At 68.4% G+C, this 21100-nt stretch carries 16 protein-coding genes and 1 tRNA gene; 6 read left to right on the top strand and 11 right to left on the bottom strand.

Features of this window, described 5'->3' with window-relative positions:
• Window positions 1–5: 5 nt before the first annotated feature.
• The 5 genes from M1D55_RS15515 to hrpA all read right to left on the bottom strand — a co-directional run bounded on the left by M1D55_RS15515 (window position 6) and on the right by hrpA (window position 8370).
• Window positions 6–878: an EI24 domain-containing protein gene (locus M1D55_RS15515; RefSeq protein ID WP_006579613.1), complete on the bottom strand. Its 873-nt coding sequence runs from the start codon at window positions 876–878 to the stop codon at window positions 6–8.
• Between the two features lie 204 nt (window positions 879–1082).
• Window positions 1083–2057, bottom strand: coding sequence for a sterol desaturase family protein (locus M1D55_RS15510; RefSeq protein ID WP_456282530.1), 975 nt, complete (start codon window positions 2055–2057; stop codon window positions 1083–1085).
• Window positions 2057–2848: a polysaccharide deacetylase family protein gene (locus tag M1D55_RS15505; RefSeq protein ID WP_456282715.1), complete on the bottom strand. Its 792-nt coding sequence runs from the start codon at window positions 2846–2848 to the stop codon at window positions 2057–2059. The genes M1D55_RS15510 and M1D55_RS15505 overlap by 1 nt, the downstream gene beginning before the upstream one ends.
• A 221-nt stretch (window positions 2849–3069) precedes the next feature.
• Complete coding sequence (locus tag M1D55_RS15500; RefSeq protein ID WP_456282529.1) at window positions 3070–4059, bottom strand: YVTN family beta-propeller repeat protein; 990 nt, start codon at window positions 4057–4059, stop codon at window positions 3070–3072.
• Between the two features lie 198 nt (window positions 4060–4257).
• On the bottom strand, window positions 4258–8370 hold the full coding sequence (gene hrpA, locus M1D55_RS15495; protein WP_456282528.1) for an ATP-dependent RNA helicase HrpA: 4113 nt from the start codon (window positions 8368–8370) through the stop codon (window positions 4258–4260).
• 23 nt (window positions 8371–8393) lie between these two features.
• On the opposite strand from hrpA, the gene argA reads away from it, so the two are divergent.
• Complete coding sequence (gene argA / locus M1D55_RS15490; RefSeq protein ID WP_023263804.1) at window positions 8394–9887, top strand: amino-acid N-acetyltransferase; 1494 nt, start codon at window positions 8394–8396, stop codon at window positions 9885–9887.
• A gap of 115 nt (window positions 9888–10002) precedes the next feature.
• Window positions 10003–10275, top strand: coding sequence for an oxidative damage protection protein (locus tag M1D55_RS15485; protein ID WP_006577139.1), 273 nt, complete (start codon window positions 10003–10005; stop codon window positions 10273–10275).
• Window positions 10276–10483: 208 nt separating this feature from the next.
• Here M1D55_RS15485 and rpiA read toward each other — a convergent pair whose 3' ends face one another.
• Complete coding sequence (rpiA, locus tag M1D55_RS15480; protein ID WP_006577138.1) at window positions 10484–11170, bottom strand: ribose-5-phosphate isomerase RpiA; 687 nt, start codon at window positions 11168–11170, stop codon at window positions 10484–10486.
• A 216-nt stretch (window positions 11171–11386) separates the two neighbouring features.
• Between rpiA and tal the strand changes: the two genes are divergently transcribed.
• Entirely contained in the window at window positions 11387–12340 is a 954-nt protein-coding gene (gene tal, locus M1D55_RS15475) for a transaldolase (protein WP_064577306.1), read from the top strand.
• 43 nt (window positions 12341–12383) lie between these two features.
• On the opposite strand, the gene M1D55_RS15470 is transcribed toward tal, so the two are convergent.
• The 3 genes from M1D55_RS15470 to rnr form a co-directional block, all read right to left on the bottom strand.
• Window positions 12384–13127 carry an SIR2 family NAD-dependent protein deacylase gene (locus M1D55_RS15470; RefSeq protein ID WP_064577288.1) on the bottom strand — a complete coding sequence of 248 codons (744 nt, stop codon included), beginning with the start codon at window positions 13125–13127 and terminating at the stop codon, window positions 12384–12386.
• A 26-nt stretch (window positions 13128–13153) separates the two neighbouring features.
• Window positions 13154–13900: a 23S rRNA (guanosine(2251)-2'-O)-methyltransferase RlmB gene (gene rlmB, locus M1D55_RS15465; RefSeq protein ID WP_064577287.1), complete on the bottom strand. Its 747-nt coding sequence runs from the start codon at window positions 13898–13900 to the stop codon at window positions 13154–13156.
• 381 nt (window positions 13901–14281) lie between these two features.
• Window positions 14282–16954, bottom strand: coding sequence for a ribonuclease R (gene rnr, locus M1D55_RS15460; protein ID WP_064577286.1), 2673 nt, complete (start codon window positions 16952–16954; stop codon window positions 14282–14284).
• Window positions 16955–17024: 70 nt separating this feature from the next.
• Here rnr and M1D55_RS15455 point away from each other — a divergent pair.
• From M1D55_RS15455 to M1D55_RS15445, 3 genes are all read left to right on the top strand, one after another.
• Window positions 17025–17111: transfer RNA gene (locus M1D55_RS15455), tRNA-Leu, on the top strand.
• Between the two features lie 526 nt (window positions 17112–17637).
• Complete coding sequence (locus tag M1D55_RS15450; protein ID WP_006577133.1) at window positions 17638–18072, top strand: Rrf2 family transcriptional regulator; 435 nt, start codon at window positions 17638–17640, stop codon at window positions 18070–18072.
• Window positions 18073–18176: 104 nt separating this feature from the next.
• Window positions 18177–18797 (top strand): NAD(P)-dependent oxidoreductase, encoded by a 621-nt coding sequence (locus tag M1D55_RS15445; protein ID WP_456282527.1) that lies wholly within the window; start codon window positions 18177–18179, stop codon window positions 18795–18797.
• Window positions 18798–18993: 196 nt separating this feature from the next.
• Here the strand turns inward: M1D55_RS15445 and M1D55_RS15440 are convergent, their stop codons facing one another.
• Together M1D55_RS15440 and M1D55_RS15435 are read right to left on the bottom strand one after the other, a co-directional pair.
• Window positions 18994–19557: a phosphoribosyltransferase gene (locus M1D55_RS15440; protein WP_006577131.1), complete on the bottom strand. Its 564-nt coding sequence runs from the start codon at window positions 19555–19557 to the stop codon at window positions 18994–18996.
• A gap of 132 nt (window positions 19558–19689) precedes the next feature.
• On the bottom strand, window positions 19690–21030 hold the full coding sequence (locus M1D55_RS15435; protein ID WP_456282526.1) for an adenylosuccinate synthase: 1341 nt from the start codon (window positions 21028–21030) through the stop codon (window positions 19690–19692).
• Between the last annotated feature and the right edge of the window lie 70 nt (window positions 21031–21100).

Here is a 21100-nt window from a genome sequence, read left to right as displayed (position 1 = left end):
TCTTTTCAGGATGATTCGATGCGGCGCACGTCCGACGGCGCCAGCTCAATGACGTCCGGCCCGGCCGGGGGCGGTGCCACCGACTGCCGCTCGGCGCGCAGCTGGCCGAGCGCGTGCAGGCAATAGTGGCCGAACCACAGCGCCGAGAAGATGAAGATCAGCGCGTAGAGCCACAGCGCGCCGGCCAGCACGAACGGAAACAGGAAGATGATCGCCGCCGAGGACACCCACAGCAGCGTCGGCGCGGAGCCCAGCAGGCCGACCACCACGCCGATGATCAGCAGCGGCATCCGGTGGCGCCGCATGATGGCCTTGCGCTCGTCGGCGCTGGCATGGTCGGCCAACGCGTCATAGGTCATCACGCGATAGGTCAGCCAGCCCCACAGCAGCGGCGGCACCAGCGCGAAGAACGGCGGCACCAGCCACAGCGGCAGCGAGATCAGCACCAGCAGCAGGAACACGCCGGTGCTCGACAGCGAATGCCAGACGCTGCCCAGCACGCTGCCGCCCTTGCTCTTGGCCAGCTCCGGATAGCTGCGCTCGAGAAAGCGCACCGCCGCCGGCACCGACCACAGGCCGATGAACAGCAGCAGCGAGGCCACCGCCAGCGGAATCGTCAGCGCAACCACGAACAGCGGCGCCACCACCGCGCGGAGCGACGACAGGCCGAACCAGTCGAGCGCGCCGTAGATCCAGCTGGTGAAGATCGAGGTTTCGAGGAAGCCGCGCGCGGCGGTCATCACCGGATCCCAGGTGAAGTACAGCAGGCCGCCCCAGAACACGGTGGCCAGTACGAAGGGAATCACGGTCAGCGCCAGCATGCGCGGATGCAGCTGGCTGATCAGCGCGCGGACGAAGGAGCGGACGAGGTCGTTCATGCAATGCGAAGGTCGAAACGGATCGGCGCGGATTCCGATGGCGTCATGCCGATGGCGTCATGCCGATGGCGTCATGCCGATGGCGCAGGCCGCGCGCAGCGGGGCGGCGGCCGGCCGGCGGGGCCGATTCAGGTGGGACAGACTAGCACACGTGCCGGCAACGCATCGTGTCGGCGCGGCATGACGCCGCCCACGGCGACGGCTTCAGGCGCGCCGGAACCAGCGCTTGATACCGTACCACTGCTGCTGCAGCAGGCCCGCACCGTAGTCGCGCCCACGGCCCGCCGGCGGCGGCAGCTGATCGCGGATGCCGGTGGCCTGGTAGTCGCCGACGAAGCGCGCGGTGCCGAACAGCATGTCCCACCAGGGGAACAGCACGCCATAGTTGCAGCCGCCCAGCCGCGCCGGCTGTCCGTGCGCCTCGTGGCCAATGCCGATCGCATGATGGGTGCGGTGAAAGCGCGGCGATACCAGCAGGCGCTCGCCGATGCGGCCGAAATGCAGCCGCACGTTGGCATGCTGCAGGCTCTGCATCAGCTGCGACAGCGCCACCAGCAGCAGGAACTGCGACGGCTCGACGCCGATCGCCAGCGCGGTCAGCGCGAACACCAGGCTGCGCAGCAGGTCGTCGAGCAGATGGTTGCGGTTGTCGCTCCACAGCGTCATCTGCCGCTGGCTGTGATGGACCGCATGCAGGCACCACCACCAGCGCACGGTGTGCGACAGCCGGTGATACCAGTAGCCGAGCAGGTCGAACAGCAGCAGATAGACGAGGAAGCTGACCAGCGGCTCGCTGGTGACGCCGGGCCACCAGTCCTCGACGTTGATCCGCTGCCAGCCGGCCAGGTGCAGGCGCCCTTCGATCGCGTCGACGACCGGATCGAGCGTGAAGAACAGCACCAGCCGGAACAGGCCGAGCCGGTGGATCATCGTGTACAGCATGTCGGTGCGGATCGCGGCGCGATCGGTGACCGGCTCGACCGGACGCAGCCGCTCCAGCGGCCACAGCAGCGCGACCATCACGGTCAGCTGCAGCAGCCCGACCACCAGCCATTCGGTGCCGGTGAACGCGTCCTCCGCATAGCCGCCGAGGCCGAGCGCGTAGACCACGGGCAGCACCACGTGCTGGAACAGCGCGCCCTCGAGATCGCCGAGCCAGGCGTCCAATGTCTGCAGCATCAGTTGGCCCCTTTGCCGTTGCCGGCCGGGCTGGCCTGGCGGTAGTCCGGATGCTCGCGCAGCGTGGCGAAGCAGAACCCCTTGCGGCGCAGCCCCTCGATCAGCGGCTCGAGCACGGCCGGCGCCCACGGATCGCGGCGAGACCAGATACCAAGGTGCGCCATCGCGATATCGCCGTCGCGCAGGTCGCGCAGCGCCCGCGTCAGCAGCGCGGTGTTCGGATAACGATCCGAATCGAGTTCGTCGCCGAGAAAGCCCGCCTGCGCCCAGCCGACATGGCGATAGCCGCATTGCCGCGCCCAGGCCAGCGTCTGCGGCGCGGTGCGGCCGCCGGGCGCGCGCCACAGCGGCTCCATGCCGACCCCGGCCAGGCGCTGCAGCGCGGCGGCGCTGCGGTCCAGTTCGGCGCAGAAGGCGGCCTGGTCCATTGCGATGTCCTGGCCGGCCTTCGGGCCGAACTGCGGCCGCATCAGCACCTTGCCGCCGCGCGTGCTGCGCAGGTACACGTGGTCGAAGGTGTGCGAGCCGAATACGTGGCCGTCGGCCGCCAGCGCCTTCCAGTACGGCGCCCAGCCGGGATCGAGCGAATGGTCGCCGCGCACGGTCGGCTCGTTGGCCAGGAAGAAGGTCGCGCGCACGCGCTGGCGGCGCAGCACGTCGGCGATCAACTGCGCCTGGCTCATGCTGCCGGTGTCGAAGGTCAGGTACAGCGTTCCGGCACGGCAGTCGTCGGGTGCGGCATGGGCGGATGGCGGGAGTGCCGGAGCGATGCCGATCAGCGCGGCCACCAGCGTCCGCGCCAGCCAGCAACGTCGGCGTAATGAACTCCCCTCTCCCACTCGTGGGAGGGGGGCCGGGGGAGAGGGCAAAGGCAGTCGCGCTCGCGATACGGCATCAGCCTGGTGCAGGCCGCTTGCCCTCTCCCCCGCCCCTCTCCCGCTGGGCGGGAGAGGGGAAACAACCGACAGCATCGATACCGGCAGCAGATGGCCGAGCTTCATGCCGCCCCCCTTTAATACAGCGGCGCCCGCGTGCGGAAATAGATGCCGTGCGGCGAGCGTCCGACGCGGATGGTCTTGATCAGCTTGCGGCTCGGCACGTCGATCACGCCGACCGACCGGGCCCAGCGGAAGGTGACCCACAGCGTCTTGCCGTCGGCGGCCAGTTCCATGTCGTCCGGTCCCGGCGGCAGGCCGGTGATGTCGCCGACCTTGGTCAGCGTCTGCTGGTCCAGGATGCTGATGGTGCCGGAGACGCGGTTGGTCAGCAGCAGATGGCGCTTGTCGCCGAGCGCGCGGAAGTTGTGCGCGCCCTTGCCGGTCTGGATCTGCTTGACCACCGCGCGCGTGCGCCAGTCGATCACGGCGACATAGTCGGCGCCGGTCATGCCGACCAGCAGATAGCGCTGGTCCGGCGTGACCCAGATACCGGCCGGCGCCGAACCGGCCTCCATGCGCCACAGCAGCGTCTGCGTCGGCAGGTCGATCGCCGCGACCTCGTTCGAATCCTGCAGCGTCACGAAGGCGATGCGGCTGTCGGCCGTGAAGGCGATATGGCTGGGCGTGCGGCCCAGCGGCAGCTGCTTCGCCGCCTTCAGCGCGCGCCCGTCCCAGCGGTACAGGTCGACGCGGTCGAGCCGGTTGCCGGTGACGACGAACCATTTCTGGTCCGGCGAGAAGCCGATGTGATAGGGATCGTCGATGTCCGGCACGCGCTGCTGGACCCGCCCGCTGACCGGATCGAGGAAGACCAGGTCGTTGCCGACCGCGTTGGCGACGATCAGCGAGCGATCGTCGGGCGTGGCGATCAGGTGATGGGGCTCCTTGCCCACCGGAAAGGTCTCCAGCACCTTCTGGCTGTCGCGGTCGATAAGGGTAACGCTTGCGTCACCCGAATTGAGTACCACGACCACTTCGGCATGGGCCGACAGGCCTGGCAGAGCCGCCGCGCCAAGACAGGCCCAGGATAAACAGGCGGCAACGACACGGCGAAAGGCGGGCATAGACAGGCGAACGGAACGGTTGGCGGACCGTTCGGAACGGTCGGCGGAAGGTAGGAACAAGGAAACGGATCAGGCGGAAGGGCACGGTCCGAAGGGTCCGGTTGCCCCCGGATAATGCGACCGCCAAGGCCCACGCATTCTAACGTCGAGCCCCACCGTTTCGATGACCGGGCGCGCCAAAATCGTGCGCCACCCGCCCTACCGTTGCATCGACTCCCACACCTTCTGCAGACGCTTGACAGACATCGGCACTGGCGTTCGCAATTCCTGCGCGAACAGCGCGATGCGCAGCTCCTCCAGCATCCAGCGGAATTCCTCGAGCCGCGCGTCCTCGCCGCCCCTGGCCTGGCGCCGCTGCTTGTCCGCGCGCTGCCACTGCTGCAGCAGCGGCGCCATTTCCTGCTGCCGCTGGGTATCCCGGGACGGATCGCCCTTGAGCTTGTCGATCCGCATCGCGATGCCCTTCAGATAGCGCGGGAAATGCACCAGCCTGTCGTACGGCGTCTCGGCCAGGAAATGCTTGCCCATCAGCTGCGACAACTGCGCCTGCATGTCGGCGTGGGCCGCGGCGAACGGCTTGGCCTGCAGCAGCTTGCGCGGCAGCGCCGCGTACTCGGCCAGGATGGTGCCCGCCAGCCGGGCGATCTCCTGCGCCAGCAGGCCGAGCCGCCCGCGGCCCTCCTCCTTGCGCGCGGCGAACTCCGCCTCGTTGCGCGGCAGCGGCGCCTGCATGCAGGCGCGCTCGAGCGCCAGCGTCACGATCTGGTCGCGCAGCATGTCCTGCGTGCCCAGCGTCATGTATTGCATCGCCATCTGCGACAGGCCGGGGATGTTCTTCTGCACGAACTTGACCTGCTCGCGCAGCTGCAGCGCGAACAGCCGCCGCAGCCCGGCATGGTGCAGCCGCTCGGCCTCCTGCGGGTCGTCGAACACCTCGACGTCGCAGTGGGTGTCGCGGTCGACCAGCGCCGGGTAGCCGAACAGCGTGCGGTTGCCCTTGCGGATCTCCAAGAGCTCCGGCAGCTCGCCGAAGGTCCACCCGGTCAGCCCTTCGTACTGCGCCGCCTCGGCGACCGGCGCCTCGCGCGCGACCAGGCTCTGGAACGACTGCTGCGCCTGCCCGCCCAGTTCGGCGCGCAGCTGGGCCAGGTTGCGGCCCATGTCGAGCTGGCGGCCGTGCTCGTCGACCACCTTGAAGTTCATGAAGTGGTGGGCCGGCAGCGTCTCGAGCTTGAAGTCCGCGCGCCGGATCATCGTGCCGGTCTGCTCGCGGACATCGGCAATCAGCACGTCGATCAGCTCGCCCTCGCCGAACGGCCGGCGCTCGACGAAGCCCGCCGCATAGTCCGGCAGCGGCACGCAATGGCGGCGCAGCTTCTGCGGCAGCGACTTGAGCAGCAGGTGCACCTTCTCCTTGATCATGCCGGGCACCAGCCAGTCGGCGCGCTCGGGCCGAACCTGGTTCAGCGCGTACAGCGGCACCGTCAGCGTGACGCCGTCCCGGTGACTGCCGGGCTCGAAGTGGTAGCTCAAACCCATGTCGACGCCGGCGACGTTCAGCGTCTTCGGGAACAGGTCGGTGGTGATGCCGGCCGCCTCGTGCCGCATCAGCTCTTCGCGGTTCAGGTACAGCAGCTTGCGGTCGCCCACGCTCTCCTTCTGGTACCACTGCTCGAACTGCGTCTGCTGATGGATGTCGGCCGGGATATGGCGGTCGTAGAACGCGTAGATCAGCTCGTCGTCGACCAGCACGTCCTGCCGGCGCGCCTTGTGCTCGAGGTTCTCGATTTCGCGCACCAGCCGCTGGTTGTGCGCGTAGAACGGCAGCCGCGTATCGAACTCGCCTTCGACCAGCGCGCGGCGGATGAACAGCTCGCGCGCCTCCTGCGGATTCATCGGGCCGTAGTGCACACGCCGATGCTGGTAGACCGTCAGCCCGTACAGCGTGGCGCGCTCCATCGCCAGCACCTGGCCGGCCTTCTTCTCCCAGTGCGGATCGCTCCAGCTGACCTTCAGCAGATGGCGGCCGACCTGCTCGAGCCAGTCCGGCTCGATGCGCGCCAGCGTGCGCGCGAACAGCCGGCTGGTCTCGACCAGCTCGGCGGCGACCAGCCAGCGGCCCATCTTGCGCGCCACCAGCGAGCCCGGCCACAGGTGGAACTTGATGCCGCGCGCGCCGAGGTACTCGCGGCCGCGGCCGTCGGCCTCGTCCAGCTTCTGGCCGATATTGCCCAGCAGACCGGTCAGCAGCGCCTTGTGGACCTGCTCGTAGGTCGGCTCGCTGTCGTTGAGCTTCCAGCCCTGCTCGGCGACCGTGGTCAGCAGCTGCGAATGGACGTCGCGCCATTCGCGCAGCCGCAGATGCGACAGGAAGTTGGCGCGGCACTGGTCCTGCAGCTGGCGATTGCTCTTCTTGTGCGCGACCGCGTCCTCGAACCACTTCCACAGCTTGACCCAGCCGAGGAATTCCGAGCGTTCGTCCATGAACTTGCGGTGCGCCTGGTCGGCGGCCTCCTGCGCCTCCTGCGGCCGGTCGCGCGGATCCTGCACCGACAGCGCGCTGGCGATGATCAGCACCTCGCGCAGGCAATGCTGGTCGCGCGCGGCGAGGATCATGCGGGCCACGCGCGGGTCCAGCGGCAGGCGCGCCAGTTGCTTGCCGAGCGGCGTCAGCGCATTGGCCTCGTCGACCGCGTCGAGCTCCTGCAACAGCTGGTAGCCATCGGCGATCGCGCGCCCGAGCGGCGGCTCGATGAAGGGGAACGACTCGATCGCGCCGAGGCGCAGCGCCTTCATCCGCAGGATCACCGCGGCCAGCGACGAGCGCAGGATCTCGGGATCGGTAAAGCGCGGGCGCGCGGCGAAATCGGCTTCGTCGTACAGGCGGATGCAGACGCCGTCCGCGACGCGGCCGCAGCGGCCGGCGCGCTGGTTGGCGGCGGCCTGCGAGATCGGCTCGATCTGCAGCTGCTCGACCTTGTTGCGATACGAATAGCGCTTGACGCGCGCCAGGCCCGTGTCGACCACATAGCGGATGCCGGGCACCGTCAGCGAGGTCTCGGCGACGTTGGTCGCCAGCACGATGCGGCGCGCGTTCGACGGCTTGAACACGCGCTCCTGCTCCTGCACCGACAGCCGCGCGAACAGCGGCAGGATCTCGGTGTGCGGCGGATGGTGCTTGCGCAGCGCCTCGGCTGCCTCGCGGATCTCGCGCTCGCCGGGCAGGAACACCAGCACGTCGCCCGGGCCGAGCCGGCTCAGCTCGTCGACCGCGTCGACGATGCCGTCGTACAGGTCGCGCTCGCGCGCCTGGGCCGCCTTCGCCGGGCCATCGCCGGCCCTGGCACCCTTGTCGCCCTTGTCACCCTTGTCGCCCTTGTCACCCCGCTGGTTCGCGCCGCCTTCGTCGGCGATCGGGCGATAGCGGACCTCGACCGGATACAGCCGCCCGCTGACCTCGATCACCGGCGCCGGCTTGCCGCCGCTGCCGAAATGCTCGGCGAAGCGTTGCGCGTCGATCGTCGCCGACGTGATGATGACCTTCAGGTCCGGGCGGCGCGGCAGGATCTCCTTCAGGTAGCCCAGCAGAAAATCGATGTTCAGGCTGCGCTCGTGCGCCTCGTCGATGATGATCGTGTCGTAGGCGCGCAGCAGCGGATCGGTCTGCGTCTCGGCCAGCAGGATGCCGTCGGTCATCAGCTTGATCGACGCGCCGGGCGACATCGTGTCGTTGAAGCGCACCTGGTAGCCGACGTGCTCGCCCACCGGCGAGCCGAGTTCCTGCGCGATGCGCTTGGCGGTCGAGGTCGCGGCGATGCGGCGCGGCTGGGTATGGCCGATCAGGCCGCCGCGGCGCCGGGGCTGGCCGTCCTTGTCCTTGTCCTGGTCTTCGCCCTTCCCTTCGCCGTTCCCTTCGCCGCCGGCGGCATCGGCACGCGCCGGTCCGCGGCCGATCGACAGGCAGATCTTGGGCAGTTGCGTGGTCTTGCCCGAGCCGGTCTCGCCAGAGACGATCACCACCTGGTGCTGCTCGATCGCGCGCGCGATCTCGTCGCGCCGTGCCGAGACGGGCAGCGCTTCGGGGAAGGTGATCGGAGGCAGCGGATTGGCGAGCACGGCGCGGCGCGCGGGCCGGCCTTCAAAGCGGCGTTCAGGCTTGCGTTCGGGCTTGCGTTCAGCCTGGTCTTCGGTCGGACCCTGGGACGAGCCCTCGGAGCGGCCCTTCGATGGGCCCTGGGACTGGCGTGCGGACTGCGGTCGGGACGGCCTGCGGCGCGGGGCTGCGGGTGGGACGGGGCGTTGTTCGGACATTGGCCGGGATTATAATCCGCGCCATGAACGCCAGAACCGCCACGACCCCGACAGCCGGCACGCACAACGACGCCGCCGGCGATCCCCTGCCCGACCCCGCCGCCGACGCGCTCGATCCTCCGGCTGCGACCGTGGCCGTTCCCCCCACCCCTGCCGATGTGCCAAGCGTGCCGCGGGCACCGGCCACGCCCGAGCGCGCCGCGCCCGGACCGGACCGCCAACAGTTCGTCGACTGGCTGCGCGCGGTCGCGCCGTATATCCACGCCTTCCGCGGCAAGACCTTCGTGATCGCCTTCGGCGGCGAGCTGGTCAAGGCCGGCATGCTGAACGCGCTGGTCAACGACGTTGCGCTGCTGCACGCGATGGGCATGCAGATCGTGCTGGTCCATGGCTCGCGTCCGCAGGTCGAGGAACAGCTGGCGCTGCGCCAGGTCGAGTCGCGCTTCGTCGACGGCCTGCGCATCACCGACAACGCCGCGCTCGAATGCGCGAAGGAAGCGTCCGGCGAACTGCGCCTCGATATCGAGGCCGCCTTCAGCCAGGGCCTGCCCAATACGCCGATGGCCGGGGCGCAGCTGTCGGTGGTGTCGGGCAACTTCGTCACCGCGCGTCCGGTCGGCATCGTCGAGGGCACCGACTACCAACACACCGGCCTCGTTCGCAAGATCGACGGCGACTCGGTACGCATGTCGCTGCAGCACGGCAAGATCGTGCTGCTGTCGCCGCTGGGCTTCTCGCCCACGGGCCAGGCCTTCAACCTGTCGATGGAAGATGTCGCCAGCGCGACCGCGACCGCGCTGAAGGCCGACAAGCTGATCTTCATCACCGAGGTGCCGGGCGTGCTGGACCCGGTCGGCAAGCTGATGCCGGAGATGTCGCTGCGCACCGCGGTCGAACGGCTGCAGAACAACCATCTGCCGCCCGACGTCGCCTACTACCTGCAGCATCTGGTCAAGGCGCTGAAGGGCGGCGTGCCGCGCGCGCACCTGATCCCGTTCGACATGGACGGCTCGGTGCTGCTGGAACTGTTCCTGCACGACGGCGTCGGCACGATGGTGTCGGACACCGATCTCGAGAGCCTGCGCGAGGCGACGCTCGACGACGTCGGCGCGATCGTGCAGCTGATCGCGCCGCTCGAACAGGACGGCACGCTGGTGCCGCGCGGCCGCCATCTGATCGAGCGCGACATCGCCAACTTCTCGGTGATCGAGCACGACGGCGTGCTGTTCGGCTGCGCTGCGCTCTATCCGTATCCGCGCGAAGGCATGGCCGAGATGGCCTGCCTGACGGTGTCGCCCGAGGCCCAGGGCACCGGCGACGGCGAACGGCTGCTCAAGCGCATCGAGCGGCGCGCCCGCGCGCTGGGGCTGGAACGGCTGTTCGTGCTGACGACCCGCACCGAGCACTGGTTCCTGAAGCGCGGCTTCGTGCGCGCCAGCGTCGACGACCTGCCCGAGGACAAGCGCAAGCTGTACAACTGGCAGCGCAAGTCGATGGTGCTGATGAAGAAACTGTAAGGGCGGTAGGGGCGGCGCGCGGCGGACGCGCCCGCTTCGCTACAATGGCCGCCGGACGAACGCGCCACGACATCGCACCGCGATCACACGAACAGAACGATAGAAGGAGTTCCCCATGGCCCGCATGGTCCATTGCGTCAAGCTGAACAAGGAGGCCGAGGGCCTCGATTTCCCGCCGCTGCCCGGCGAACTGGGCAAGAAGATCTGGCAGAACGTGTCGAAGGAGGCCTGGGCCGGCTGGCTCAAGCACCAGACCATGCTGATCAACGAAAACCGCCTGAACATGGCCGACGCGCGTGCGCGGCAGTATCTGCTGAAGCAGACCGAGAAGTACTTCTTCGGCGAAGGCGCGGACCAGGCGGCGGGGTATGTGCCGCCGCAGGCTTGAGTCCGCTGCAGCCGTCGACATCCCGTAGGTGTTCTCCCTCCCCCCCAGGGCGAGAGGGTCGGGGCGAGGGGGTGGTTTCGAGCCGCTGCGGCATAACGACCGCCTAATGCCCTCTCCCCTGCCGCTCTCCCGCGAGCGGGAGAGGGGAAAAGAAAAAGGCGCCAGGTTTCCTGGCGCCTTTGTCGTTTATGCGGGCTGACGAATCGGCTCAGAAATCCGTGCGCCGTACCCCGTCGGCCGTGCCCAGCAGCAGCACGTCGGCGCCGCGCAGCGCGAACAGCCCCACGGTCACCACGCCGGGCAGCTGGTTGATCGCCTGCTCCATGCCCTTCGGATCGCCGATGGCCAGGCCGCTGACGTCCAGGATCACATTGCCGTTGTCGGTCTTGTAGATGCCGCCTTCCCTGGTCATGCGCAGGCGCGGCTGGCCGCCCAGCGCCGCCAGCTGGCGCGCCACCGCGGCGCGCGCCATCGGGATCACCTCGACCGGCAGCGGGAACTGGCCCATCACGCCGACCAGCTTGCTGGCGTCGGCGATGCAGACGAAGGTGCGTGCCACCGAGGCAACGATCTTCTCGCGCGTCAGCGCGCCGCCGCCGCCCTTGATCATCGCGCCGCTGGCGTCGATCTCGTCGGCGCCGTCGACATAGACCGGAATCTCGTCGACCTCGTTCAGGTCCAGCACCTTGAAGCCGTGCTGCTGCAGGCGGCGCGTCGAAGCCTCGGAGCTCGATACCGCGCCGGCGAAGCGGTCCTTGAAGCGCGCCACCGCATCGATGAACAGGTTGGCGGTCGAACCGGTGCCGACACCGAGCACCGCCCCTTCCGGGACTTCCTTCTCGACATAGTCCGCGGCGGCCTGCGCCACCTGCGCCTTCAGTTCATCCTGAGTCATTGCCTGCTGCCTTCGGCGCCGCCGCGAACGGGTGCGGTACGGTGCGGCGCCGGAAAAGTCGGTTGCGGAAACCGCGTAGTGTAACGGATTGCGCCCGGGCCGCCAGGGGTCCCACAATGGGCCGGTACAATGAACCGATGCGGCACCGATGCGGCACCGATGCAGCCCCGCTGCGGCAGCCCCGTTCCGATTCCTTTCCCGTCCGACGCAATCATCATGAACCAGCTAGCGCAACTGAAGCAGTTCACCACCGTGGTGGCCGATACCGGCGACTTCCAGGCGATGAAGCAGTACACGCCGCAGGACGCCACCACCAATCCGTCGCTGATCCTGAAGGCCGTGCAGAAGCCCGAATACCGGCCGCTGCTCGAGAAGGCCGTGCGCGATCATCACGACGCCGGCGTCGATGCCGTGATGGACGCGCTGCTGATCGCCTTCGGCGGCGAGATCCTGAAGATCGTGCCGGGCCGGGTGTCGACCGAGGTCGATGCGCGGCTGTCCTTCGATACCGCCGCGACCGTCGACAAGGCACGCCACCTGATCGCGCTGTACGAACGCGCCGGCGTGCCGCGCGAGCGCGTGCTGATCAAGATCGCCTCGACCTGGGAAGGCATCCGCGCCGCCGAGGTGCTGCAGCGCGAGGGAATCCGCTGCAACATGACGCTGCTGTTCTCGCTGGTACAGGCAGTCGCCTGCGCCGAGGCCGGCGCCCAGCTGATCTCGCCGTTCGTCGGCCGCATCCTCGACTGGTACCGCAAGCAGGCCGGCGACAAGTGGAATCCCGACGCCAACAGCGGCGACGCCGATCCGGGCGTGCATTCGGTGCGGCAGATCTACGACTACTACAAGCGTTTCGGCTACAAGACCGAGGTGATGGGCGCGAGCTTCCGCAATACCGACCAGATCCTGTCGCTGGCCGGCTGCGATCTGCTGACGATCAGCCCCGAGCTGCTGGAGCAGTTGGCGGCCAGCACCGCGCCGGTCGAGCGCAAGCTGTCGGTCGACGATGCGCAGGCCGGCCATATCGCGCGCGTCCATTGCGAAGAGCCGGCCTTCCGCTGGCAGCTGAACGAGGACGCGATGGCCACCGAGAAGCTGGCCGAGGGCATCCGCGCGTTCGCGGCGGATGCGATCAAGCTGGAACGGCTGATCGCCGAGACGTTCTCCTGAAGACGGGCGCGGGCGCGGCTCCGCAGGCCTGCCGGGCCTTGCGTCAGGCGCTCGCCCCGTCCCACAGCATCGGCAGGCATTGGCCGGCCGGTGCCGCCAGCACCAGGTCGGCGGTCGCGTCGAGCGCCGACGGCTGCGGATTGACGACGATCACGCCGGCGCCATGGTCCTTGGCCAGGCCCGGCAGACCGGCCGCGGGATAGACCATGCCCGAGGTGCCGACCACCAGGCACAGGTCGCAGGTCTGCGCCGCATGCTCGGCGCGGTAGCGCGCCACGCGCGGCAGGTCCTCGCCGAACCACACCACGCCGGGCCGCATCGGCGCGCCGCAATGGATGCAGCGCGGCGGGCTGCGGCCGTCGTCCGGCGCGGCCTCGCAGCGGCCGCAGCCGTCCAGCCATTTGTTGGCGAACAGGTTGCCGTGCAGCTCGATCACGTCGGGGCTGCCGGCGCGCTGGTGCAGGCCGTCGACGTTCTGCGTGACCAGCGTCACCTTCTTCTGCGCGGCCAAAGCGACGATCGCATGATGCGCGGGATTGGGCTGCGCCGCCGCAACCAGCGCGCGGCGATGCTGATACCAGTCCCAGACCAGGCCGGGCTGGCGGCGGTAGGCCTCCTCGGTGGCCAGTTCCTCGGGATCGAAACGGGCCCACAGGCCCGTCAGCGCATCGCGGAAGGTCGGCACGCCCGACTCGGCCGAGATGCCGGCCCCGGTCAGCACCAGGATGTCGTTGGCGGCGGCGATGCGCCGCCGCGCGTCGGCCAGGTCGGCGGCATCGATCAGCATCGCGCCCCCTTCATTGAACCGTCCGCTCAACGCGCCACGGCGCGGCGCTGGCGCACCGCTTCATAGAGGCAGACGCCGCTGGCGACCGACACGTTCAGGCTCTCGACGCCGCCGGCCATCGGGATCGACACCAGCTCGTCGCAGGTCTCGCGGGTCAGGCGGCGCATGCCCTCGCCTTCGGCGCCCATCACCAGCGCGGTCGGGCCCTTCAGGTCGATGTCGTAGACAGTGCGCTCGGCGCCGTCGGCGGTGCCGATGACCCAGATGCCGCGCTCCTGCAGTTCGCGCAGCGTGCGCGCCAGATTGGTCACGGTGATATAGGGCACGGTCTCGGCCGCGCCGCTGGCCACCTTGGCCACCGTCGCGTTCAGGCCGACGCTGCGGTCCTTGGGCGCGATCACCGCATGGGCGCCGGCGCCGTCGGCCACGCGCAGGCAGGCACCGAGATTGTGCGGATCGGTGACGCCGTCGAGCACCAGCAGCAGCGGCGTGCCTTCGATGCCGTCGAGCAGTTCGTCGAGATTGAGCGCCAGCGACACGTCCTCGGCGCGGGCGACCACGCCCTGGTGGCGGTCGGTGCCCGCCATGCCGCGCAGGCGTTCGGCATCGACCGGATGGAGACGCACGCCGAGTCCCTCGGCGAGGCGGATGAAGTCCTGCATGCGGCGATCGCGCCGGTTGGACTCGATATAGACGTCGGTAACGCCGGCCGCGTCCTGGCGCAGGCGCGCGGTGACGGCGTGAAAGCCGATCAGAAGTTTTTGTTTGGCCATGGGCGGGATTGTACCCGTCCGAGCTTGCCCTCCCCCCACCCTTCTCCCCACCCCTCTCCCGCTTGCGGGAGAGGGGAGTGAGGTCTGCATGCGGCGGCGCGATGCGGGGCTCCATCCGATGGAAACGCTCACGGCATCCGCATGAGCGGCAGTCGGAGGGGGACCGCCTTGCTTTCCGCTCCCGCTTGCGGGAGAGGAGAGTGAGGTCTGCATACGGCGGCGCCTTGCGGGGGGCGCGGCTTATGGAAATCGCGGCGTTCGCACGAGGCGCACTCGCGGATGGCGCGCCGTCTTGCTTCCGTATTGCTCCCCTCTCCCGCTTGCGGGAGAGGGGCCCGGGGGAGAGGGCAGCGGCGGTCAATCCGCCACCGCCCGCGTGGCTCACCGCGTCCGCGTGGACTTCTTCGACGCGGTCTTGCGTGCCGTCTTGCCGGCGGCCTTGCCGGCCCGCTTGGCGGTCGACTTTGCCGCGGTCTTGTCGCCCGCCCTGCCGCCCGCCCTGCCGCTTTCCTTGCCCGCCGTCCTGGCCACCGCGCCGGCCGGCTTGGGCTTGGCCGCGCGCCTGGACGGCTTGCCGGTACCACCGGCGGTACCGCCCTCGGGCCTGCCCTTGATCGGCGTGATCACCGCCTCGAACACCGGTTGCTCCTCGAACACGCGATCGAGCGTTTCGTCGAACGACTCCTCGGGCTTGGAGGTGCCGCCCAGCAGCGCCGCCAGCTGGCGGCCCTTCTTGCGCGCGGGCAGCGCATGCGCGGCGGGCACATGCGGCGCCGGCTCGGTGGTCGGACGCGCGCGCAGGCTCTTGGCCGACGGCTCCTGCACCAGGCGGAAATCGATCTTGCGGGCGTCGAGGTCGACGCGCGAGACCTGCACGCGCACGCGATCGGTCAGCCGGTAGCGGATGCCGGTGCGCTGGCCGCGCAGCTCGTTGCGCGCCTCGTCGTACTCGAAGTAATCGCTGCCCAGCTCGGTCACGTGGACCAGCCCTTCGACATACAGCTCGTCGAGCTGCACGAAGATGCCGAACGAGGTCACCGCGCTGACCGTGCCGGCAAACTCGTTGCCGAGCTTGTCGCGCATGAAGTAGCACTTGAGCCAGGCCTCGACGTCGCGCGAGGCCTCGTCGGCGCGGCGCTCGTTGGCCGAGCAATGCAGCCCGAGCTCGTCCCACACCGCTTCGTTGCGGCGCGCGCGGCCGGCCATCTTCTCGGCGCGCGCGGCCTCGTCCTTGGCCTGCATGCGGCGGGCCTTCGGCGAGATTGCGGTATTGAGCGCGGTGCCCGGGGCGAAGGCCGGCTGGTACTTGGTGTGCGCCAGCACCGCCTTGATCGCCCGGTGCACCAGCAGATCCGGATAGCGCCGGATCGGGCTGGTGAAGTGGGCGTAGGCCTCGTAGGCCAGGCCGAAGTGGCCGATGTTGTCCGGGCTGTAGACCGCCTGCTGCATCGAGCGCAGCAGCATGGTCTGCAGCATCGGCGCATCGGGACGCGCCTTGATCTTGTCCATGACCTCGGCGTAGTCGGAGGCCTGCGGCTTGTCGCCGCCGCCCAGCGACAGGCCCGAGGTCTTCAGGAACTCGCGCAGCGCCTTCAGCTTTTCCTCGCTGGGGCCGGCGTGGATCCGGTACAGCGCCGGATGCTTGAAGCGTTCGAGGAAGTCGGCCGCGCAGACGTTGGCGGTCAGCATGCATTCCTCGATCAGCCGATGCGCGTCGTTGCGCGTGCGCGGCAGGATCTGTTCGATCTTGCCCTGCGCATTGCAGACGATATAGGTCTCGGTGGTGTCGAAGTCGATCGCCCCGCGCTCGCGGCGCGCCTTCAGCAGGACCTGGTACAGCTCGTACAGGTTCTGCAGATGCGGCACCAGCTCGGCACGCTTGTGGGCCTCCGGACCCTTGGTGTTGGACAGCACCGCCCAGACCTCGTTGTAGGTCAGGCGCGCGGCCGAATGCATCACGGCGGGATAGAACTGGTAGGCCTTCAGTTCGCCCTTGGCGGTGATCACCGCATCGCAGACCATGCACAGCCGGTCGACCAGCGGGTTCAGCGAGCACAGGCCGTTCGACAGCTTCTCCGGCAGCATCGGAATCACGCGGCGCGGGAAGTAGACCGAGGTCGCGCGGTCGAGCGCGTCGGCGTCCAGCGGCGTGCCGGGACGCACGTAGTGCGAGACGTCGGCGATCGCGACGATCAGGCGCCAGCCCTTGGCGCGGCCGATCTTGACCGGCTCGCAATAGACCGCGTCGTCGAAGTCGCGCGCGTCCTCGCCATCGATCGTCACCAGCGGCACGTCGCGCAGGTCGATGCGGTGGTCCAGGTCGGCCTCGCGCACCTCGTCGGGCAGCGCGGCGGCCTCGCTCTGCGCGCCCGGCGAGAACGTATGCGGCACGCCGTACTTGCGCACCGCGATCTCGATCTCCATGCCGGGGTCGTCGATCTCGCCCAGCACCTCGACCACGCGGCCGACCGGCTGCACATAGCGGTCCGGATATTCGACGATCTCGACGCTGACGACCTGGCCGACCTTGGCCTTGCCCTGCGCCCGCGGCGGGATCAGGATGTCCTGGCTGATGCGCTTGTCCTCGGGCGCCACCACCAGCACGCCGCCCTCGCTGAGCAGGCGGCCGATCACGAAACGGTTGGCCCGCTCGACGATCTCGACGATCTGCCCTTCGGGACGGCCGCGGCGGTCGTAGCCGATCACGCGCACCTGCGCACGGTCGTTGTGCATCGCCTTCTGCAGCTCGCGCTCGGGCAGGAAGATATCGTCCTCGCCGTCGTCGCGGATCAGGAAGCCGAAGCCGTCACGGTGGCCCTGCACGCGGCCGACCACGAAATTGGGCTGATGGGCGAGCTCGTAGCGGCCCTTGCGGTTCAATTCGATCTGGCCGTCGCGTTCCATCGCGGCCAGCCTTTTCTGGAAGCCGTCATGCTCCTTGCGCGTGACGGCGAGGGCCTTGGCGATGTCGCCGGCCGACAGTGGCGAACCGGAGGTACGCAGGACGCCGAGGATTTCTTCCCGACTCGGGATCGGATAGTTGTTCTGATTCAATTTCTTCTAAAGAGGATTTGACAAATCGATTGTCGTCGCTATAATGAGCGCTTCGGTTGTTTCGACACCTGCCCAGGTGGCGGAATTGGTAGACGCACTAGGTTCAGGTCCTAGCGGTGGCAACACTGTGGAGGTTCGAGTCCTCTCCTGGGCACCAGATCAAAAAACCCGCATCGCTTTCCGGCGCTGCGGGTTTTTTCTTTCCCGCGTGCATCTGCGTTTCCATCCGGATCGCTTGCGCGTTCTGCTTTGATCGGGCCATTGGCGCTCCAGTTCGGCGCCGCGAGCGCCGGTTGCCCCGGATCCCCGGGATCGCGTCCCGACGAATTCCGACCATGTGCCGACCTTGCGCGGCCGACGACCATCTTTCACTGCTTGCGGCGCGCTGGCAACCGCTCGAACCGACCAAACCAACCGGCCGAACCGACGCGCGACTGCGCCGCCCCTTGCGCCGGGCACGACCGTCATCGCCGCGCCTCGGCATCAACGCGCAGTGTATCAGCTTCAGTGGCGCTTCCGGCATTCTGTCGAGTTCGTGTCTGCATCGCTTGCCGGCCGCTTGCCCGCCGATCGCCCGCCGATCGCCCGCCGATCGCCCGGCGCCCTTCCCTCCATCGTTTTCCGCCGCGGTTGACAGTCGGATTATATGTAACTACGATGGTTTCACTTGTTCGTTCTCCGCCATGTCCACCAGCAGCCGATTCGCCGTTGCCGTCCATATCCTGACCCTGCTGGCCAGCGCCGACGAGCCGCTGCCTTCGTCGCTGATCGCCGGCAGCGTCGGCACCAATCCCGCGCTGATTCGCCGTCTGATCGGCGTGCTGGCGCAGGCGGGACTGGTCTGCACCGCGATGGGCGCGGCGGGCGGCGCCTCGCTGGCACGGGCCGCGAACACGATCACGCTGCGCGATGTGTTCCGCGCGGTGGAGTCGGACAGCGTGATCGGGCTGCATGCCGGCGCACCGAATCCGGCCTGCATGGTCGGGCGCGAGATCACCGGCGCGCTGACCCGCATCACCGACCGGGCGCAGGCCGCGATGGAGGAGAACCTGGCGCAGACGACGATCGCCGGCATGCTGGCCGACGTCGAGCGATCGGCCCGGGCGCGGCGGCGCTGATTTTTTTGTCCGCATATTTTTTGTCCGCATATGTAACCAAAGTAGTTTCATATACGAATCTCTCTTTGCTTCCTCGCGAAGCCAACCTGTGAAGGAGTTCCATCATGCAAATCGCCATCCTCGGTGCCACCGGACGCGTCGGCAGCCGCATCGCCGACGAAGCGCTACGCCGCGGCCATACCGTGACCGCCATCGCTCGCCACGCCGGCACGCTGGCGGATCGTCCGGGCCTGAAACGGCTGGACGCGGATATCGCCGATCCGGCCAATACCGCAAAGCTGGCGCCGGCCCTGGCCGGTCACGATGCGCTGGTCAGCGCGGTGCGCTTCGCGCAGGCGGGGCCCGAGCCGCTGCTGCAACTGGCCCGCCAGGCCGGCGTCAAGCGCGTGGCGGTGGTCGGCGGTGCCGGCAGTCTGTATGTCGCACCCGGCGTGCAGCTGGTCGACACGCCTGAATTTCCGGCGGCCTACAAGGACGAGGCGCTGGCCGGCCGCGACTTCCTGAATGCGCTGCGGGGAGAAAACGAGCTGGACTGGGTCTTCCTGTCACCGTCCGCGCTGCTGGAGCCAGGCCAGCGCACCGGCAGCTATCGCGTCGGCAAGGACGAGCTGCTGAGCGATGCCGACGGCAAGAGCTGGATCTCGATGGAGGACTTCGCCGTCGCGCTGGTCGACGAGCTGGAGCGGCACGCGCATTCGCGCGAGCGGTTTACGGTGGGGTATTGAAGAGAAACGCAACAGGTGCGCTGCCCTCTCCCCGGCCCCTCTCCGGCAAGCGGGAGGGGTAGAAAACCAATTGGGTTCGCCTCTTCCCTCAGGGGAAAGAAAACCGACAAGCGTCGATTCGCGCCGATTGGGTTCTCCCTCTCCCCTCGGGGGGAGAGGGTTGGGGAGAGGGGGTGGTCTGAACCGGTCAAAAAATTCAGCCCTGACCGCCCTCGCCCTCTGCCCGCTTGCCGCGCTTGAGCCAGGCGGCCAGGTTGTGCGGTCGCAGCGTGTCGTATTCCTCGAACGGCTGATGGATCCACGGATTGGTCGGCAGGAAGCTGACGTGATAGTCGGGCTTGACCTTCGAGCACGCCTTGTACCACAGCACCGCCGAACGAACTTCGGTCACCGCGGGATAGCGCTCCTGCAGATGGCGGCCGACGCGCTCCAGCGTCACGCCCGAGTCGACCAGATCATCGACCAGCAGGATGCGCCCGCTGAGCTCGCCGCGCGTCATCGTGATGTACTGCGCGATATCGAGATCGCCCTGCACCGTGCCGGCCGCCTCGCGGTAGCTGCTGGTGGCCAGGATCGCCAGCGGCACGTCGAAGATGCGCGACATCTGGTCGCCGACGCGCAGGCCGCCGCGCGCCAGGCACAGGATCTTGTCGAAACGCCAGCCCGACTCGTGCACGTTCAGTGACAGGCGGGCAATCAGCCGGTGGTATTCGTCCCACGAGATCCACAGGTTCTCGTCATCGTTCTGGGGCAGGGTCATCGCTTGCTCTTCGTCGCTGCTTTGTAATAGGGGGTTCCCGTGCGCGGGATACAGTAAGGCCCGCTTGCGCGGGCCGTCATTCCATCGAAGGCCGCGGTTTGCCCGCGGCTCGCGCCGGATCAGATCACCGAATCAGACCAGATACGGATGGCGCAGCAGAATGGTTTCGTCGCGGTCCGGACCGGTCGAGATCATGTCGATCGGGATGCCGACCACTTCCTCGATGCGCTTCAGGTACTGGCGCGCGGCCTCGGGCAGCGCGTCCCAGCTCTTGATGCCGAACGTCGATTCGTTCCAGCCGGCGAAGTCCTCGTAGATCGGCTCGCAGCGCGCCACGGCGTCCGAGCCGCGCGGCAGCATGTCGATCTGCTTGCCGTCCAGCGTGTAGCCGACGCACAGGCGGATCGTATCGAGACCGTCGAGCACGTCCAGCTTGGTCATGCACAGGCCCGACACACCGTTGATCTGCACCGAGCGCTTCAGCGCGGCGGCATCGAGCCAGCCGGTGCGGCGCGGGCGGCCGGTGACCGAGCCGAATTCCTTGCCGACATTGGCCAGGCGCACGCCGACCGGATCCTGGCGGCGCGGATTGTCGTTGTCGTACAGCTCGCTCGGGAACGGGCCCGCACCGACGCGGGTGCAATAGGCCTTGGTGATGCCCAGGATGTAGTGCAGCCGGCCCGGACCGACGCCGGCGCCCGCGGTGGCGGCGCCCGCCACGCAGTTGCTCGAGGTCACGAACGGATAGGTGCCGTGATCGACGTCGAGCAGCGTGCCCTGCGCGCCCTCGAACATCAGGTTCTGGCCGGCGGCGTTGACCGCGTACAGCTCGGCCGACACGTCGGCGACCATCGGCGCCAGGCGCGGCGCATAGGCCAGCGCCTCGTCCAGCGTCTGCTGGAAGTCCACCGCCTCGGCGCCCAGGTACTGGGTCAGCATGAAGTTGTGGAAGTCCAGGTTCTCGCGCAGGCGTTCGGCGAATTGCTGCGGATCGAACAGGTCCTGCACGCGCAGCGCGCGGCGGGCCACCTTGTCCTCATAGGCCGGGCCGATGCCACGGCCGGTGGTGCCGATCTTGCCGGCGCCACGGCGCAGCTCGCGCGCCTTGTCGATCGCCACGTGGTACGGCAGGATCAGCGTGGCCGCTTCGGAAATGCGCAGGCGGTTCTGCACCTGCAGGCCGGCCGCTTCCAGTTCCTCGATCTCGCGGAACAGCGCCTCGGGCGACAGCACCACGCCGTTGCCGATATAGCAGACGGTGCCTTCGCGCATGATCCCCGACGGGATCAGTCGCAGGATCGTTTTCTTGCCGCCGATGATCAGCGTGTGGCCGGCATTGTGGCCACCCTGGAACCGCACCACGCCCTTTGCATGATCGGTAAGCCAATCGACGATTTTTCCTTTGCCTTCGTCACCCCACTGGGTGCCGATCACGACGACGTTGCGTCCCTGGCTTACTGCTGAAGCGGACATGTTGAACTGGTCAGAAGGTTAAAAACGTATTCTACTCTTGTTGCGGGCCGATCCCCGATTTTGCGGGGAG

Source organism: Cupriavidus sp. JZ107 (assembly GCF_053903255.1).
This window is presented reverse-complemented; position numbering and strand designations above follow the sequence as displayed.